The organism is Enterobacter sp. N5-15 (genome assembly GCF_057221635.1).
In genome coordinates this window covers 3,376,546-3,394,031 of sequence record NZ_CM170150.1, presented here as the reverse complement: position 1 = coordinate 3,394,031, position 17,486 = coordinate 3,376,546, and the positions used below count along the sequence as shown (strand labels likewise).

The following is a 17,486-nucleotide window of genomic DNA, read 5'->3' as shown; positions in this document are numbered from 1 at the left end:
GGAGTCAACACATGATTATCAGTCCTCCGTTTCTGAGAGATAAAGAGGCGACTCAGTCTGACGCAGACTGGATTGAAGCGATGATGCCTGTCAATGCTCGCCGGGGATATCCTCTCAATGCATCAGAGTCCTGGCATGGGGGCATCCATATATCACATACGGATTCAGGCACAACGTCGGAGAAGGTGAGGGCAATTGCTGAGGGAACAGTGGTGTCGTTCCGCAAGCCCTCTCCGCCAGAAAAAAGAGACCAGTTCCCGCTGAAGTATGCCCCTATAAGGGGAACGGATGATGGCTATGTTTTATTGAAACATGAGACAGAAATAGGTTCCGGAGAGGACGGTAAGGTAGTATTTTACTCTCTGTATATGCATCTGAAGTTTCTGGAAGCTGAGATAAAAGCTGACGCCAAAATTTACCGGAAAGACCCGCTTGGCTCTTGCGGAATGACTGATGGCCAGAATGAATTTCACTTCCAGGTTTTCTGCGATGATGACAACATCAGTAAACTGACGGGACGAAAAACGAAGGAACTGGATATTTCGAAAGATGGTCGCACTGATGCTGTTTACGGTGATATCCATTTTTATCTGCCAGCAGGAACAACGTTTTACGACAAAGCACCCGCAAATAACAGTACTTCCCTGGCCGGGCTTTCTGAGCTGTATACCAGTAGTGCACCTCTGTATGTCAGCATGAGTCTGGCACAAGGCAACTGTACGATCGTGACCCGACAGAAGAATACGCAGACTGACGGGAAGTATGATCTGCTGGGCGAGCCGCTGGTTAACGCCGATGGTGAAGATTATGAATACAATCTTTATAAAACCGCTATGCGGAATTATAAGGAGAGCCCCAGTGCCGGATATGAGTTGCTTCGTTTTGGCCGGGTTATCAATACGGAAAATGAAACGCTGGTGCCAGCAGATGCGCCATTATGGATGACAGTCAGGTATCCAGGTGGAACAGGGGTGGTAAATCTTGCCGCTCCCGATATCAAAAAGTTTAGCGATGCAGATTTCCCACACTGGACAGGATGGCTGCTGGTTGATGATGACAACGATATACACAGTCAGTGTAATTCGGCGATCATAAGAAAGTTGCAGGAAGAAGGCAGTTACGGAACTCAAAGCAACAGGCTTATCTGCTGTTTACCATTCGAGTGGGAAAAAAGCACAATAGATGCCAGGTATAAATGGTTGATGACCGGCCTGCCCTGGGAGCAGTGTACGCCGGAAAAAACGGCCATATGGACGGTCCCGGGGACGCAGGAAAAAAAGGACCGCGTTCTGATGAATGAGGAGGATTATGGCAAGTTCAAACAGCACGCAGAAGCGCTGTGTTTTGATGCCGGAGCGTTTAGTTCTGGTCGATTATGGCACTTTCACCCTGTTGAATTTATCAGTCTTTTCCGGAAATGTAATTGGCTAAGTGAACAGGACTTTATTAGAACGATCAGAAAAACCGTAAAAAATGAGTCTTCTTTAAGAGAAGAAGGGCGGTTGACGGAAAAAACAGTAATTGAACACCTGAATCAAAAGAAAGAAAAATCAACAGGGGTAATTATTCGGCCATCAGAAATGAGAAAAAGCTTAGCATTGACAATGAGAAATTTTGGTGTAAATAGCACAATTAGATTGGCTCACTTTTTATCACAAATATATTGCGAAACGGGTCGGGTTAGCGAATGTGAAGAAAAAGGGAAAGACTCATACTTTGATAAGTATGAACCTGAATTTGATGCAAAACATTATAATAAAAACGAACTTGCGAAAAAGCTTGGTAACGATCAAATTGGAGATGGCATTAGATTTAAAGGCCGTGGAATTATACAGCTAACAGGCAGGACTAATTATAGGGTGTATGGTGAATACAAAGGCAGTAGCGAGAAGTTCATAAGTTCAGCAGGTGCAGAAACTTTAATTTCGTCATCCTATTATTGCTGTGATGCCGGTGGATTCTATTGGATTCAGAAGCAAAGAATGAAGGTGCAAAATAAGAAATTAGTTAACTGGGGCCCATTGAGCATACATTACTGGGCCGACCAAGGGACTACTTATGCAGAAGTTAAGGCAGTAACTAAGTGTGTGAATGGCGGGAGTAATGGACTAGATGGTAGCCGATGGCCTTGTTTTGAACACGCATTTTACGCTTTAAATGATAGTGTTTCTCCAAATGATAATGTTAAATTTTTAGGTTGAAGGTGCATATATGAAAATTAAAATCATGGCTGCCATTCTTGCAATGGGAGTCGTTGCAAGTACTTATGCAAAAAATATTGATTATTGTAAGACGATAACGTTTGACACTGGAGGCTTTAATTATTCTGCTATTATGCAAGCGTCTTCTGATTCCGAATGTCGTGATAAGCCCGTTCCAATTCAATACAAAGGAATAAAAGATACATTCATCCTTACATCAGAGGCAAACCCAACTGGCGGAGCAAGCTATCTGACATGGGATGAATCAACTAAAACGTATGGATATGATAAGGATGAATTAAAGAACACAATTCATGATATTGTGAAACAGGGTGGGAGTGATAAGTATATTGAAGCATTGAATCCGATTGTGAAAATAAAATTCACTCCAAAGGATAACGGGGGGGTGGTTGTATCTGATATTATCTTCGAGGATGAAAACAACAAACCAATCAGCATCGTCAGGGATATATATTTTTACTCACAAGATAACTATGCTGCAGTGTATAGCTCTACTCCAATAAAATACACTCAGAAGAATAAGATCTTTTTTATAGATGAAGTTGAATCACTTTTTGAGACAATGAATATAAATTGGTAAAGTTTTGGGTTTGTTGATGATAAAACACCTAAAAGCTAATGATGCTGTAATAACATATACCAAAAAAAACAGTTGAAGTACAAAAAGGTCGTAGTACTGTAAAAATCACTGTTGATTACACCAGGCAGTGCAAGTGAGATGGCGGTTAATTATGAATAATACAATTTTACTGTCGGGTTTTGTTAGTGCCATTAATTTTTTCATTGGGTGCGTCTGCGAATGATGTAGATGTATTATCGGCAGTTAAAAGCTATACCATCAAGGATGGAGAACCTTACGGTCTATCACAAGTATATCAAATTGATGCACCTGACACCGGTTTCCCTCCTTATTATATTTTCCAGAAGTTAGGTAAAGGGAACGCATACCCATTTGTTTTTAATCGCGAAGGACTACCCATTCAAGTTTTGTTTCTGAGATAAATGGGTACTATAACCCTCCGCCTGGAGGCTATCTTGATTATCTTAATGGACGACTTGGAAATATTGAGCCTGGAGATGGTCCGAAATTTAGAGGCCGGGGGATGAAACAGCTTACAGGCCGCGAAAACTACAGTAAATACTGGGGTTATAGGGGATGGATTGACTTAGAAAAATACCCTATGAACTACAAAGGATTTATAAATGGATGGTGGAGACCTGTTAATTTGAGCAAAGCTCCTGCCATTGATGACCCACAGCTTCTATCCATTTCCCCATACAACTGTATTGACGCTGGTGCTTGGTACTGGATTGCCGGTGCTCGCACCGCTGGTTTTCGTCCAATAAATGCAAAAATTGTGGAGTTGGATGTTCACATGAACACTCTAAGGTTGTAACCAAAGCTATTAATGGCGCGTATACTGACGAAGAACGCCGATGGAAAGAAACAGCTAGAATCTCTCATATTTTGATGGACTAACAAATGAATCTTATTATTTCAACAATTGCAGTTTTTTTATTTCGTTTAATGCATATGCATCAGGTGTTACATTAAATGGAACTGACTCAATAACCGTTGACATTAACAATCATACAAAGACTCTTAAGTTTGATACTGTTATCAATGGCTATAGTGTTAAATGTAGCGGTGATAAAATAATTCTCTGGTGTAAGCCGAAAATAATTAATGAGGGCAATCCCCAGGATACAAATGTGATTCTTGTTGATTTGGATAACAGATATAAAAAGATTGAAAAGAGTGTAAGCGAAGGTGTTTTTAGCGTTGATTTTTTAAAAGGAAAGGATGTCGCTTATATCGCAACCAATCAGGGTTTGTTTTTTAATCTTACAAATGGAAATTTGAAGTCAGTTGGGTCGGAATTTGATTCTACAGATGATAATAACTTTGAAACTTGCAATAAAAATCGCTCGTGGGAATTTAATAGATACCCTTGATATTAATATTGGCAATGTATTGGAAAAGATAGTGGTGATTGTGCTATCAAGAAGTTAGTATAAGGTTTTAACTATTATCGTTAATCCTTATTATATTATTCTCTTTCTATTATCTGAAAAAAGCCAATGTATAACATAAATATTTGAACAATTTCCTGATTGATTAACTAGCACTTACAATCCATAACTGTCTGAGTTGAAGTGTTTTTAATAGTCTCCATAGGGAGGGGTATGAATTTTAAAAAATTAATCTTACTTTCGTTCTTGATTATTTCTTTGCCAACTTATTCAGCAAGCAAGTTGAAAAAATCATGTGGAGTACTGATCAACTCGGGAGGTGATACATTTTTATTTTACGATAAGAGTGGTGTCAAAGAATTTGAAACGAAAAAGAAAGACCAGCGGTTAATTTCGAAAAAATATTCATGTGCATGTATGTCTTATAAATCTGAGAGTAAAGAATACATTCGTGGGATAACAAAAATTGAATTTGTAAATGAGAAAGTGTGTTCAAGGCAGAAAGAAATAGGTAGAACTTATGTTTCAGAAATTGATAGAACTGGTCAAGGTATACCTCCAGGAAATATAGATAGTGATAAAGGCAATAAATTATACTTGGGTTATGATAATACACCACGTTTAGAAAATAAATTTTTCTTCTATAAAGGAGATGTAACCACTATTTATACATTTGAAAAGTATGGCTTCACATTTGCTAAATTTGGAGTGTGCTCGCTTGATGGTAAGACTATGAAATGCCGAAGATACTATGAATCAGGTATTGAAAAAGGCCGTCTTAGTGAAGAGGTTAATTATGCTTATGTAAAAGGGAATTATGTCGAGGAAGGTCTTCATGTTCTTTATGATCAAAATGGTGATGTTGCATTTATTGAGATTAAAAATAGAGATTATAAAAAAGATAAGGTGCTCTTTGATAGATGCCCTGAGAGAACCAAACGATCTTTCTATTTTAGTTAGTTTTTTAGAAATTTTGAAGTATGAGAGTATAAATGCCGTATTCACTGAAACATCCTCCTGAATGTTATCCCCGGCAAGTTCCACCTAAAATATCCCGTTGGCTTGCCGTATTGGTTGCGATGCTGGTCATCAGCGTGCTTCTTATGCGGATATTCGGACGATACATCGATAACAGTCACTTCTGGATGTTGGCCATTGGCACACCATTAGTTGCGTGGATTGTGTGTTTCACTATTCGCATGTGGGCCTGGTCTTTACAGGACAGTAAAGCGAATGGTTTTGACCGGCGTCGGGAGCAATGGATCTTGAGTGAGACCCGTAGGGCTCGTCGTGCGCTTCAGGTGTTGAATACGACATTTATTACAGCCCATCAGGAAGACCAACAGCGTTCTGTCGCTGATGATATGCTCAATAATCACAGCATTATCATTTCGCAGTCGGACTGGAAAGGCGAAAAAAGCAGGAGGCTGAGCCGTATTACGGCAGAACCAGAAGATACTCCTGGAATGGTTATCTCACGTTTGTTCTCTGAGCTTATTGCCGATCTTCCAGTTCACCAGTTTCCTGAGAACGTTTCGCTTGTTGTCATCCTCGATGTCTCGTCATCTCTGCCACTCCCTGCTATCAGAAATATCTGGCAGGAAGCCTGGCAGGAGAGTGGCATAACCTGCGCACTTGAGTACACAGACAGCAATGGGCCGGGGGTAGTCAACCACTGGCTGGATCACCGCATTAAAGATGATGCGATGTTATTGATTGTTGGTCTCCAGATTGATCCGGCTGTTTCAAATAATACTGCTGAAACAGCCGTTGCTTTGCTTCTTGGCAACCGCCTGACCCAGGAGGCACTCGAACCTCTCGCGCTGCTGCACCGGCCAGATGCTGCTACAACCGGTGAGCTGAGGGAGGGGATGAACATGGCCGCCTATAACGTCCCGCTCAAAGAAAACATCGTGAAAAATTTATGGCTTGCCGGGCTGACAGGTGAGCAGCGTGCAGAAGTTATTGAGTGCCAGAATGCGCACCCTGCGCAGTCTGTAGAGGACGAAGCCGTCATTTCGCTCGATACATCTATGGGACATGCCGGTGCCGCGGCCCCCTGGCTGGCTATCGCTGCCGCCACAGAAATCGCCCGACAAACTCAGTTACCACAGATGATTATCTGCGGTGATACCACACAGAATGTGCTGTGGAGCACGCTCATTACCCCGATTGCTTCCCGACAGGAGATGGATCCGTGAAGCTACCTTTAGCACCGAAGACTACGGAAGGCCGCTATCTTGCTGTCGCATTGATTTTCTTTTTTCTGTTAGCCGTTATGACGTTCATGGTCTGGAAGCATCCGGATATAGCCGGGATTGAAGACGGAAGTCAGCAGCAAATTTACTGGCTTATCGCCGGCGGATGTATTTCAGGCTGTGCCCTTATCGTATCCTTAGTTCTCCTGGCAGCGGTACGCAGTGCCGGTAAGCAAGAGTTTAATGCGCTTGTCGACAACACCAACGGTGATGATGAGAAAAAGAAACGGGAAAGTGAAAAAGCGCCTGTTCACCCTGCAGTGGCAATGTGTAACAAGATTCGGGGACATCTTCGCTCCCGTGTTGGCCTATACTGGCGTCGTAAAACCCGTCTGTTGTTAATCACAGGGGATGAGGCGGCAATCGAACAGCTGGTACCTGGCCTGCAGGAAAACCAGTGGCTTGAAGGTAACCGTACCGTTCTGATTAACGGTGGCAGTCTGACTGCTGAACCGGATAAGGAGAAATACGCCGCGCTGCGTAAACTGCGTCGCGGTCGTCCTCTGGACGGAATAATTCGCGTCATACCGCAGTCGCTTAACCTCACCCCTCAGATTAGCGATAGCGATTTACGTGGACTGGAAAAAATCAGCGATCTGCTGCGTTATTCCGCGCCGGTCTGGCTGTGGAAGCTGTGTGACAGCAAATGGCCGCAGGAGAAACGCACTGAACAGGCGGTAGGGGCCATTTTCCCGCTGCGTGCCATTGCAGATGATATTACCCGTCAGCTTGAACTGATGCTGCCTGCATTGCGGACGCAGGGTGTGAGTCAGGTCATTGAGAACAATGACCACGACTTCCTGCTGCGCCTGAGCCAGCATCTCCAAGACGGCGGTCTTGTCCGCTGGAATCAACAACTGGTTCCATGGTTGGCTGCCTCCCAGCAGCGTGTTCCGCTGCGAGGTCTGATGTTCAGCCTGCCGGACAGTCAACCTATTCATACTTCTGAGAGAACAGCCAGCGCTGAGAAGTATGTCCCCGAATCTCAGCGTCACGCGTTGACCCTGCCAGCAACCTGGCAGAGTATTATTGAAGACTGCACCCGAATACGTGGCCGCCGCGTCGGTATGGCCTGGGAGCAGACGCTTGCATGGACATTGATGGCCATCATTGGTGTCTGGGGGGCAGGGACGCTGCTGTCATTTGCGGTGAATCGCCAGCACATTGTCTCCGTCGCTGAGCAGGCTCATGCCCTGGTCGAGCATCCTTCCGTATCCGACTATCAACTGACGGCACTGCATGAACTGCGAAATGACGCCGGCCGCCTGCTGCACAATATTCAGGATGGCACGCCCTGGTATCAGCGCTTTGGGCTTGATCATAATCAGCAGTTGCTCAACGCAATGCTGCCCTGGTACGGCGTGGCGAATGACCGGCTAATACGCGACCCGGCAAATGCTGCCCTGGCGCAAAAGCTTACCGCCCTGATCAACTCAGCGCCAAACAGCGACCAGCGTGCTCAGCTGGCGAAACCGGGTTATGACCAGCTTAAAGCCTGGCTGATGATGGCTCGTCCGGATAAAGTCGACGGCGCGTTTTATGCACAAGCTATGAAAACCGTGCAGCCAACGCGTATGGGGATCTCCACCGGCTTATGGCAAAGCCTGTCACCGGATTTATGGACCTTCTATATCTCTGAACTGCCAAAGCAGCCACAGTGGAAAATCACACCGGATGCACAGCTGGTTAGCCAGAGCCGCCAGGTGCTGTTGCAGCAGATTGGCCGCCGCAATGCAGAAAGCACGCGGTATGAGAACATGCTCAAATCGGTGCGCCGTAACTATGCCGATGTGTCCCTCGAAGACATCACCAGCGGTACCGATGCGCGGCGACTGTTCACCACCGATGAAGTGGTGTCGGGCATGTTCACTCGCCAGGCCTGGGAAGGGGGCATTCAGCAGGCTATCGAAAAGGCCGCAAACTCGCGACGGGATGAAATTGACTGGGTGCTGAGCGATTCCCGTAAAGCCGTATCGGCGGATATGTCGCCTGAAGCGCTCAAAGCACGCCTGACTGAGCGTTACTTCACTGACTTTGCCGGCAGCTGGCTGAACTTCCTTAACAGTCTGCGCTGGAATCCTGCGAACAATATTGCCGATGTGACCGACCAGTTGACGCTAATGAGTGATGTCCGCCAATCTCCACTGATTGCCCTGATGAACACCCTCGCCTGGCAGGGACAGACCGGCCAACAAAGCGAAGGCCTTTCGGACTCCATTATCAAATCGGCAAAAGATCTGGTTGGTGGAAAAGACAAACCCGCAATTGACCAGTCGGGGACAGGTCTACAGGGGCCGCTGGATGAAACTTTCGGTCCGCTGCTTCAGCTCCTGGGTAAAAATACGGGCAGCAACGTCATGTCGGCTGATAACTCTCTGAGTCTGCAGACCTATCTGACCCGTATCACTCGCGTGCGTCTTCGCCTGCAGCAGGTGGCCAGCGCCTCAGATCCGCAGGAGATGATGCAAACCCTGGCGCAGACCGTATTTCAAGGAAAAAGCGTTGACCTGACCGACACCCAGCAATATGGCAGTCTGATTTCGGCAAGCCTTGGTGAAGAGTGGAGTGGTTTTGGCAGCACCATGTTTGTGCAGCCGCTGACTCAGGCCTGGGAGACCGTGCTCCAGCCGTCGGCGGCGAGCCTGAATGACAAATGGACCCGCTCCGTGGTGGCGAACTGGCGCACCGCATTTGAAGGGCGCTTCCCGTTCGCAGCGAGCAAGAGTGACGCCTCCTTGCCGATGCTGGCAGAGTTCATCCGTAAAGACAGTGGTCGCATAGATCGATTCCTGACCACAGAACTCAGTGGGGTGCTTCACAAAGAAGGCAGCCAGTGGGTACCGGATAAGGTCAACAGCCAGGGGCTGAGCTTTAACCCGGCTTTCCTGCGGGCCATTAACCAGCTGAGCGAACTTTCAGACATTCTGTTTACCGATGGCAGTCAGGGCATCAGCTTCGAGCTGCAGGCACGCCCGGCATCGCAGGTTGTAGAAACTCAACTGACCATTGATGGACAAAAGCTGCACTACTTTAACCAGATGGCTGACTGGCAATCCTTCCGCTGGCCGGGAGACACTTATAAACCAGGGACGATGCTGACATGGACCTCGGTTAATGCAGGTGCGCGTCTTTTCGGGGACTACCGCGGGACCTGGGGCTTTATTCGCTGGCTGGATCAGGGCAAGCGCCAGCAGCTTGACCGCAGTCAGTGGATGGTGAGTTACACCGCCCCGGATGGTCGTATCCTGCAGTGGGTACTGCGTTCACAGTTGGGGAGAGGGCCACTGGCATTACTGGAACTGCGCGGCTTCACGCTACCGGATCAGATTTTCAGCGTTGACAGCGCGGCCACGGCTCAGGCGCTGATGGCCAATACGGAAATCAGTGACATGGATGGAATCGAATAATGAGCACTTTGCAGAATCTGATTGCCGCCTGTCAGGCGGATGAAATTGAGCTGCGGCAGCAGGCGCAGGCGCGAACGGAACGCTGGCATCCCTGGCTTGCTCCTGTCAGCGATACCAGCCCTGCTGGGGAGGAACCGGGATATGACGATGATTTTCAGCGTATCAGAGAGGAGGTTAATAAACTCTCGGGCATCGATACCGGGTTGATTTGTACGCTTGCCGAAAAACTGCTGACCACTACCGCCAAAGATATCCGTATTGCGACCTATTATTGCTGGGCCCGTCTGCACCAGGACGGTGAGGCTGGCTTTGGCGAAGGGCTTGAACTGCTGGCGGGATTACTGCAGCGCTACGGAGTGCAGCTTCATCCGCAGCGGGAACGAAGCCGTAAACCGGCGCTGGAGTGGCTCGCAGGCTCTCGTCTGCTTGATAGTCTGTCCCTGTGGCCTGAAGTGGTACGCGACGATGCTATGCGTACAGTCGGTGCGCTGTTGCTCATCCGCAGCAGTCTTGAGGCTGAGCCAGAAGCGTCGCGGCCGGATTTGAATGCGCTCTTCAGCGCACTGGAATCCCGCCTGATGAAGGCTGGTGGCGTGGATGCTTTGGTTCCACAGAACGCCAGCAACACCCCTCAGTCACAGACCTCTGCACACACGACAGAGCATGACGCGCCAGTCCTGAGCCGCATCACGTCTGGTCAGGATTTGTTGAGTCAGGCCCGTACTCTGGCGGGGTATTTGCGTGAACAACCCGATGGATGGCTTCCCGCACACCGTCTGATGAAAAGCCTGCGTCACGACACGCTGACAGCGATCCCTGCACCGGATGCCGAGGGGAAAACGCGCATTGAACCGCCGCGGGCTGATCAAAGGGCCATGCTCAAACGATTATATCTGCAGCAGAGCTGGCTGGAGATACTGGAACAGGCGGACAGCACCTTCTCACGTGGTGCTAATCACCTCTGGCTGGATTTGCAGTGGTATATCCACCAGGCTCTGGTTAGATTGGGTCAGGATGTGCTGGCCGACATCATCATCGCCGACCTGAGAGGGCTGCTGCGACGCCTCACCGGACTTGAAACCCTGACCTTTAATGACGGAACGCCGTTTGCTGATGAGGTCACGCTCAACTGGATAAATCAAAGTGTGCTGGACGATATGTCCAACTGGCGTGATGAGCCGGTCAGTGCTGTCAGTGAGATGGGCAACGATATTCTGGCCCTTGAGCCGGAAGCGCTCGAGAAAGCGGATTCGGATGGCCTGGATGCCGCACTCCACTGGCTTCAGACACGTCCGAGGACGGACTCCACGAAAGACAAATGGTTGCTGCGCCTGCTGATGGCACGCGTGGCGGAACTGAAGGGTAAAAATGAACTGGCCCTGCATCTGCTGGGTGAACTTGACGGTGCAGCTCAATCAATCACCCTCACGCAGTGGACGCCAGCGCTGTTGTTTGAAGTCAAATCGCGCCGCCTCCGGTTGCTGCGCATGAAAGCCACACGCAGTGAAACCGATAAATCACGGCTTCAGCCTGAGATGGATTTGCTTCTGTCCGGTCTGATTGCGCTCGATCCAGCCAGCAGTGCAGTGCTTTGCTGATAACCTGGACTGAATTCATCTAAAGGGAAAAATATGGCAGCAGAAGGCTTTTACCTGGTGCAGGGCGATAAAACGACCTGCGGCGGGAGGATCACCACGGGCGCAGAGGATCACACGTTGTTTGATAAACCTGTAGCCCGGGAGCAGGACAGTGTGACCTGCGGTAAACATGCCGGACTTTACAGGATAGCCGGCGGCATTGATAACGACACCATCCATGGCAGGCGTATGGCTGGCACCCTCGACAGCTACAGTACCTGCCCCTGTAAGGCAAAGTTTATTCCGTCGATGATGGATGATACATACGAGAAGAGTAGTGGAGCTTCCACTGCAGAACCAGCAGCAGGATTTGCAGCTTCTGTGCAAACTTCGCCAGAATTGCCGAGTTATCTGACCGGTAAGCAAAAGCCAACTGGATTTGTATCTGATTATCCAGTTTTACGGAATACTCATGATTTTCCTGATGGTAATTTGAGGGCTATGCTAAGGCAAAGTAATCAGGATGTGATGCTGCTCACTCTTCCAGAAGCTTTCGAAATATTGTCCTCGTGGGGGGCATGGAAACACGGATGGGTAGCAATAACAGAAAGTACCCCCGGACAAATAGTTGTGAATTATGGAACAAATATCAAGGATGTTGTGACTGCATCTATGTTGATCAACCAATTGGGAAGCTTCAGCATAAAAGCAACAACATATGTAAACCGCAACGGTACAGAACTCATAAAAATAAGTGGTTATCCTGGTGTAAGGAAGATATTAAATGCACCTGTGTTTGCGGCTAAAAATCCAAAGATTGTTGATTTGGGAATTGGTAAATATGGGTTTGCAAAATCTGTTGTTGAAGGAGCACGGCTGACATTTTATGTTGCAGCCGCTTACAGGACTCTTGATTTCATTTTAAATGATGAGAGATCTTTAGCTGAATTCATAGGGGCTCTGGCTACTGATGTAATGAAAGTCGGCATTGTATCAGTAGTCACATTTGTTGTTGGAAGTGTCGTAGTAACCCCGTTGATTGCATTTAACCTTGTAATAGTCATTGGCGTTGGGTTTTTTGCTGCCTGGGGTTTAAATAAGCTGGACCAGAAGTTTGGTGTGACAGACAAAGTAGTTGAGTACATTGATGCGGCTCAACAAGAATTTGCTGAAAAAGCCAGGGAAATGGAAGATGGTTTTTGGGACTTAGGTGCTATGCTTGCAGAGCAAATGCTAATTAAAGGCAAGCAAATTATAGAGTCAGAAATTAGAGGGTTTTTGAGAAGCTCAATTAACGATATTACCAAGAGGATGTACTAACATATGACGAAAAAAATAAATGCTTTTTTTTCAATTCTTATATTGTTGGTTGTTTCTATACTGTCGTTTTATTTTTGGTTGAGTGAAGTCTTTGATTTACTCAAATTTCATGATGAAATTATTTTTTCGTGGATGTCATTAAGTCTTATATCAATACCAATGATATTTGCGTTTCCGTTATACTGGTTTTACCTTTCGCTCCGATATGAGCAAGAATACGCACTTAAAAAAATAAATAAAATTATGCCGCATTTCAAGTGCATGTGTGTGTTTGCTTTTGCTTTGTCATGTGCTATTTCGTTTGGCTATTTGTCAGCACTTAAAAGCAAAGATTACATTCTTTGCTCAGGAGTGCCATCAGGATGGACACCCGGAACGGCCAGCAAGTATGTGGTCGATAAAAAATTATGCTTCAGTTCGGGTAGGCAGCATGAAAGATAGAATTCGTGCATTTTTCACTATAGAGATCATTATTGGGTCGTGTACTCTAAGCTTTTACCTTGGAAAAGGAATGTTTAAAGAATAATCCAGCTTTGGTGATGAAGTTTTTTTTCATGGTTAACCGTTGCTTTGGTTGCGTTGCCTTTCGTGATGCTATTCCTACCGGCCTATTTTATTCTGGTTCTCTTCATGGGAAAAGAGTTTTCCTTCAAGAAGAAGGATTACTATGTCGTTTATTTAAAATGGGGTTGCATTGCTATTGTAATACTGGGTCTGTTGTACTTCATCCTCTATCCCAACGAGTTGATTAGCAGAGGTTAAGTACGCTGCAATGATATTCCATCGGGCTGGATGCCAGGCACAGCCACTTGTTATGTAAAAGAAATATTCTCCTAAAAACCATATTGATGAGCGACCATTTTATTTGAAGTCGCCTGTAGGTTTTTGAAATTCCCTTAATCGCTCATCACGCAGTAATTAACTAAACAGAAACTATTATGGACGATTTAACCCTGCGTTATTACGACGCTGAAATGCGATACCTGCTGGAAGCTGGCGAAGAGTTTGCCCGTGCTCACCCCGAGCAGGCGGCAATGCTCAACCTCGATAAAGCGGGCGCACGCGATCCGTACGTGGAGCGGCTTTTCGAGGGCTTTGCCTTCCTGATGGGGCGCCTTCGGGAGAAGCTTGATGACGACCTACCGGAACTGACCGAAGGGCTGGTCAGCCTGCTGTGGCCGCATTACCTGCGCACCATTCCCTCGATGTCGGTGGTTGAGTTCACCCCTGACTGGCGTGAGATGAAAGAGCAGATGCGCATCGTCAAAGGCTTTGAGGTGAATTCTCGGCCTATTGGTGAAAAGGGCACACGCTGCCGGTACACCACAACTAAAGAGATCACCCTTCAGCCGCTGTCGCTGGAGCACGCCCACCTGTCGACTGATCCTGACGGACGTTCGGTCATCAGCCTGCGCTTTAACTGCAGCCACCTGGCCGACTGGAGCCGTGTCGATCTCAGCCAGATCCCGCTCTACTTCAACGCTGATGCACCGCTGGCCTGCGCCATGCATGAAGCCTTTACCATGAACACGACGCGCCTTTGGCTGCGAATGCCGGGTGACGTGGACAGAAGACCGCTCGACGGGTACTTCGCCGCGCTGGGATTTGGCGATGACGATGACCTGTGGCCGAAGGGCAGCAGCAGCTTTAGCGGCTATCAGCTGCTGCTGGAGTACTTCACCTTCCGTGAGAAATTCATGTTCACGGGGCTACGTGGGCTTGAGACTATGGCCTTTCCGGCTGAGCTCCCATGGTTTGAAATCGACGTGGTGCTGGCAGAACGCTGGGAGCATGATTTCAGCTTTACCGAAAAGCATCTGCGCCTGAACTGCGTGCCGGTAATTAACCTGTTCCCGCTGGAATCTGATCCGCTGACGCTCAACTCGCTGCAAACCGAGTACATGCTGCGCCCGATGCGCGTGCAGGATGGCCATACCGAGATATACGCGGTCGATTCGGTGATGTCATCGAGCCAGCATACCTACGTGCCGTTCTCAAGCTTCCGCCACAAAGGCGGAATGATGCGCCATGAAGCCCCGGAATATTACTACCACACCCGCGTGCGCCGCGGTCCGTCAGGGCTGCACAATACGTGGCTTATCCTGGGTAGCGAAGCGTTTGATAACCACACCGTCCCTGAAGATGAAAGCCTGTCGCTGACGCTCACGGGTACCAACGGCCAACTGCCGCGACGAGCGTTGCAAAGTACCGTGCTCGATACGGTAATGAAAACCACGTCAGCCAGTATCACCGTGCGCAACCTGTGTGCGCCAACGCTTCCCTGTTATCCACCGGCGCAGGACCGTTTCCACTGGCGCGTGCTGAGCCATCTCGGCAGCGGGTTCCTGTCGATGATGGATAACGCCGATGTGCTGCGCGGTACCCTTGCGCTGTATGAATGGACGGATAGCGAAATGAACCGCCGTCGTCTGGAAGCCATCATCGACGTGAAGCACAGTGAAACCGAGCGATTTGAGCAGGGTTACCTGGTGCGCGGCGTGCAGATTGAAGTAACGCTGGACAGCCACGGCTTTGCCGGACGCGGCGACATCTGCCTGTTCGGCGAGATGCTGAGCCGTTTCTTTGCGCTCTACACCGACATCTATCTGTTCAATCGCCTGATTATTATTCTGCAACCAACCGGAGAACGCCTGGAATGGGAAGAGAAGCACAATCGCCGCATTCCCGGCTGACACCGAGGCTTGAAGCCGACCTTCACCGCATTAACTTCTATCGGTTATGTCAGCTGCTGGAGAAACGCAATCTAGGAAGGCCGCTGATGGGATCGACCAGCCATCCCTCTGATGATCCGGTACGCTTTGCGCCGCATCCTGGGATGGGGTTCCCGGCCAGCGAACTGAAGGCTGTCGAATATGACGAAGAGGATGACAGCAAGCCCGCTGTTATTCGCACCACCTTTATGGGCCTGTACGGTGTCGATTCACCCTTACCGACGGCATATCTCAATGACATCACCCAGCGCCGGGAAGGGCATGAGGCGCTGCAGGGCTTTCTGGATATTTTCAGTCATCGCATCCTGACCCAGTTTTACCGCGTCTGGCGTAAATACTCTTATCCCGCCACGTTTGAGCCGGGCGGAACGGACAGCATTTCACAGTCGTTATTGGGTCTGGTTGGTCTTGGGATACCGGGCACGGCAAATCATATTGCCACGCCAGTGTCGCGCTTTCTGGCTCTGCTGGGGGTTCTGCAGCAGCCGGGCAAAACTCAGGAAGGGATGCAGGCACTGGTGAGCCTGCTGGCCCCTTATACGACGGTGCAGGTGCGTCCGTACTGTCTCCGGCCTGTAGAGATCGACAGGCCGCTGGGATTTTACGGTGACGAAGATTTTCTGCTTGATGGCAATACGCCGCTGGGTGACGAAGCGATGGATGCCGGCAGCCAATTGCTGATTGCTCTCGCGACGGACAACGAACAGGAAGCGCAGGGCTGGAAGCCGGATGGCCAGTTGTACCAGGACTTTCTGGTGATGCTGCGGGTTTATCTGGGCTGGCGGTTTAAGGCCAGAATGACCCTGACGACGTCGGTTCGACTGCTGGCCGTACCCCCGCTGGGTGAAAATCCTTTCTGGCTGGGAATGAACGGCGTGCTGGGCGCGGAAGGTGATAGCCATCCTGATGACATGCCTGCAACCTTTACGACAGAGCTGGGATATTACAGCGGGCTGGAGCCCGCAAAACCACAACAAGGAAACCGACGTGTTACGTACAAGTTTAACTAAGACCATGCGCTGGTTGATACCTCTAATAGCGCTCACTCTGACAGGTTGCGGAGTGACGCAAAGCGTCACCGACGGTACCAAATCGGCGTTTAATTCTGTGTTCTATAAAAAGATTAAAATCCTGCATCTGGATTTTACCGCCCGTGAAGCGCTGAACACCGACTCTCGCGAAAATAACTCGCTGTCAGAGCCTGTCGTGCTTCGGGTTTACCAGCTCAAAGACCGTAAAACTTTTGATAAGACGGTTTATCAGCAGTTGCTTCAGGATGATGCCAGCATTCTGAAAGACGATATGCTGGCCAGTCGTAATGTCGTGGTGAAGCCGGGCGGTGATGCGAGCCTTGATATGCCGATGGAAGAAGAGGCGCAGTTTGTCGCGGTAGTAGGGCTGTTCCGCCATCCGGACATGACCAACGACACCTGGAAGCAGGTTATCAAGCGCAGCGATCTGGAACCGGATAAACCGCGCATTCTGGAAGCTGGCGAGAACCATCTTACGCTGCAACCGTTTAAGGACGACTGATGCCCCAGGGACACAACACGCCTTCGCTGTATGAAATGCTAACCGGAAATTTTACCGGTGGTCTCGACCTTAATCAGGTCAGTGAGGAAAACCAGGTCATCCTTTCGGTGCTGGACAACATGCAGCGCGTTCTCAACTGTCGCGCCGGCACGCTGGCACATCTGCCTGATTATGGGCTGCCCGATATGACGAAAATCCTGCAGGGCATGCCGGGAACGGCCCATGAACTTATGGGCACATTATCTGCCGTCCTGCTTAAATATGAGCCGCGCCTGAAAAAGATAGACGTTGTTCTGCTGGAGCAGAACGTACCCGGCGAGCTGCGCTATGCCATTGACGCCGAACTCAAAGGGATTGGCCTGGTGCGGTACGGCACTGAGTTTATGCCCGAAGGACGGGTCCTGTTGCGGCATCTCAGACAACAGCAGTATCTCGACACAACAACCCGTATATAAGGTCAGAT

14 protein-coding genes are annotated in these 17,486 nt (G+C 48.7%); all 14 read left to right on the top strand.

Features of this window, described 5'->3' with window-relative positions; genetic code table 11:
• Positions 1-11 precede the first annotated feature (11 nt).
• The 14 genes from AC2TE5_RS16050 to tssE all read left to right on the top strand — a co-directional run bounded on the left by AC2TE5_RS16050 (position 12) and on the right by tssE (position 17,478).
• On the top strand, positions 12-2,201 hold the full coding sequence (locus tag AC2TE5_RS16050; protein WP_484611999.1) for a hydroxyethylthiazole kinase: 2,190 nt from the start codon (positions 12-14) through the stop codon (positions 2,199-2,201).
• A gap of 10 nt (positions 2,202-2,211) precedes the next feature.
• Positions 2,212-2,802 (top strand): hypothetical protein, encoded by a 591-nt coding sequence (locus tag AC2TE5_RS16045; RefSeq protein ID WP_484611998.1) that lies wholly within the window; start codon positions 2,212-2,214, stop codon positions 2,800-2,802.
• Between the two features lie 523 nt (positions 2,803-3,325).
• Positions 3,326-3,619, top strand: a complete 294-nt coding sequence (locus AC2TE5_RS16040) for a hypothetical protein (RefSeq protein WP_484611997.1) — start codon at positions 3,326-3,328, stop codon at positions 3,617-3,619.
• Positions 3,620-3,935: 316 nt separating this feature from the next.
• Positions 3,936-4,178 (top strand): hypothetical protein, encoded by a 243-nt coding sequence (locus tag AC2TE5_RS16035; RefSeq protein ID WP_484611996.1) that lies wholly within the window; start codon positions 3,936-3,938, stop codon positions 4,176-4,178.
• A 231-nt stretch (positions 4,179-4,409) separates the two neighbouring features.
• The gene (locus tag AC2TE5_RS16030) at positions 4,410-5,156 is read left to right on the top strand and encodes a hypothetical protein (protein ID WP_484611995.1); all 747 of its coding nucleotides are present in this window, start codon (positions 4,410-4,412) and stop codon (positions 5,154-5,156) included.
• A gap of 32 nt (positions 5,157-5,188) precedes the next feature.
• Entirely contained in the window at positions 5,189-6,397 is a 1,209-nt protein-coding gene (locus AC2TE5_RS16025) for a hypothetical protein (RefSeq protein ID WP_484611994.1), read from the top strand.
• Positions 6,394-9,861 carry an ImcF-related family protein gene (locus tag AC2TE5_RS16020; protein ID WP_484611993.1) on the top strand — a complete coding sequence of 1,156 codons (3,468 nt, stop codon included), beginning with the start codon at positions 6,394-6,396 and terminating at the stop codon, positions 9,859-9,861. Before AC2TE5_RS16025 ends, AC2TE5_RS16020 begins: the two co-directional genes overlap by 4 nt.
• Entirely contained in the window at positions 9,861-11,459 is a 1,599-nt protein-coding gene (gene tssA / locus AC2TE5_RS16015; protein ID WP_484611992.1) for a type VI secretion system protein TssA, read from the top strand. The genes AC2TE5_RS16020 and tssA overlap by 1 nt, the downstream gene beginning before the upstream one ends.
• 33 nt (positions 11,460-11,492) lie before the next feature.
• Positions 11,493-12,758: a PAAR domain-containing protein gene (locus AC2TE5_RS16010; protein WP_484611991.1), complete on the top strand. Its 1,266-nt coding sequence runs from the start codon at positions 11,493-11,495 to the stop codon at positions 12,756-12,758.
• A gap of 3 nt (positions 12,759-12,761) precedes the next feature.
• The gene (locus tag AC2TE5_RS16005) at positions 12,762-13,199 is read left to right on the top strand and encodes a DUF1240 domain-containing protein (protein ID WP_484611990.1); all 438 of its coding nucleotides are present in this window, start codon (positions 12,762-12,764) and stop codon (positions 13,197-13,199) included.
• Between the two features lie 497 nt (positions 13,200-13,696).
• On the top strand, positions 13,697-15,451 hold the full coding sequence (tssF, locus tag AC2TE5_RS16000) for a type VI secretion system baseplate subunit TssF (protein ID WP_484611989.1): 1,755 nt from the start codon (positions 13,697-13,699) through the stop codon (positions 15,449-15,451).
• Positions 15,415-16,500: a type VI secretion system baseplate subunit TssG gene (gene tssG, locus AC2TE5_RS15995; RefSeq protein ID WP_484611988.1), complete on the top strand. Its 1,086-nt coding sequence runs from the start codon at positions 15,415-15,417 to the stop codon at positions 16,498-16,500. Before tssF ends, tssG begins: the two co-directional genes overlap by 37 nt.
• Positions 16,478-17,023, top strand: coding sequence for a type VI secretion system lipoprotein TssJ (tssJ, locus tag AC2TE5_RS15990; RefSeq protein WP_484611987.1), 546 nt, complete (start codon positions 16,478-16,480; stop codon positions 17,021-17,023). The genes tssG and tssJ overlap by 23 nt, the downstream gene beginning before the upstream one ends.
• Complete coding sequence (tssE, locus tag AC2TE5_RS15985; protein ID WP_311391993.1) at positions 17,023-17,478, top strand: type VI secretion system baseplate subunit TssE; 456 nt, start codon at positions 17,023-17,025, stop codon at positions 17,476-17,478. The genes tssJ and tssE overlap by 1 nt, the downstream gene beginning before the upstream one ends.
• Positions 17,479-17,486: the final 8 nt, after the last annotated feature.

Excerpts from the sequence above, each read along its gene's own strand:
- tssA (WP_484611992.1), top strand. The coding sequence starts at position 9,861 with ATGAGCACTTTGCAGAATCTGATTGCCGCCTGTCAGGCGGATGAAATT.
- AC2TE5_RS16050 (WP_484611999.1), top strand. The coding sequence starts at position 12 with ATGATTATCAGTCCTCCGTTTCTGAGAGATAAAGAGGCGACTCAGTCT.
- AC2TE5_RS16040 (WP_484611997.1), top strand. The coding sequence starts at position 3,326 with ATGAAACAGCTTACAGGCCGCGAAAACTACAGTAAATACTGGGGTTAT.
- AC2TE5_RS16010 (WP_484611991.1), top strand. The coding sequence starts at position 11,493 with ATGGCAGCAGAAGGCTTTTACCTGGTGCAGGGCGATAAAACGACCTGC.
- AC2TE5_RS16005 (WP_484611990.1), top strand. The coding sequence starts at position 12,762 with ATGACGAAAAAAATAAATGCTTTTTTTTCAATTCTTATATTGTTGGTT.
- tssF (WP_484611989.1), top strand. The coding sequence starts at position 13,697 with ATGGACGATTTAACCCTGCGTTATTACGACGCTGAAATGCGATACCTG.
- AC2TE5_RS16025 (WP_484611994.1), top strand. The coding sequence starts at position 5,189 with ATGCCGTATTCACTGAAACATCCTCCTGAATGTTATCCCCGGCAAGTT.
- tssE (WP_311391993.1), top strand. The coding sequence starts at position 17,023 with ATGCCCCAGGGACACAACACGCCTTCGCTGTATGAAATGCTAACCGGA.
- AC2TE5_RS16045 (WP_484611998.1), top strand. The coding sequence starts at position 2,212 with ATGAAAATTAAAATCATGGCTGCCATTCTTGCAATGGGAGTCGTTGCA.
- tssG (WP_484611988.1), top strand. The coding sequence starts at position 15,415 with ATGGGAAGAGAAGCACAATCGCCGCATTCCCGGCTGACACCGAGGCTT.
- AC2TE5_RS16030 (WP_484611995.1), top strand. The coding sequence starts at position 4,410 with ATGAATTTTAAAAAATTAATCTTACTTTCGTTCTTGATTATTTCTTTG.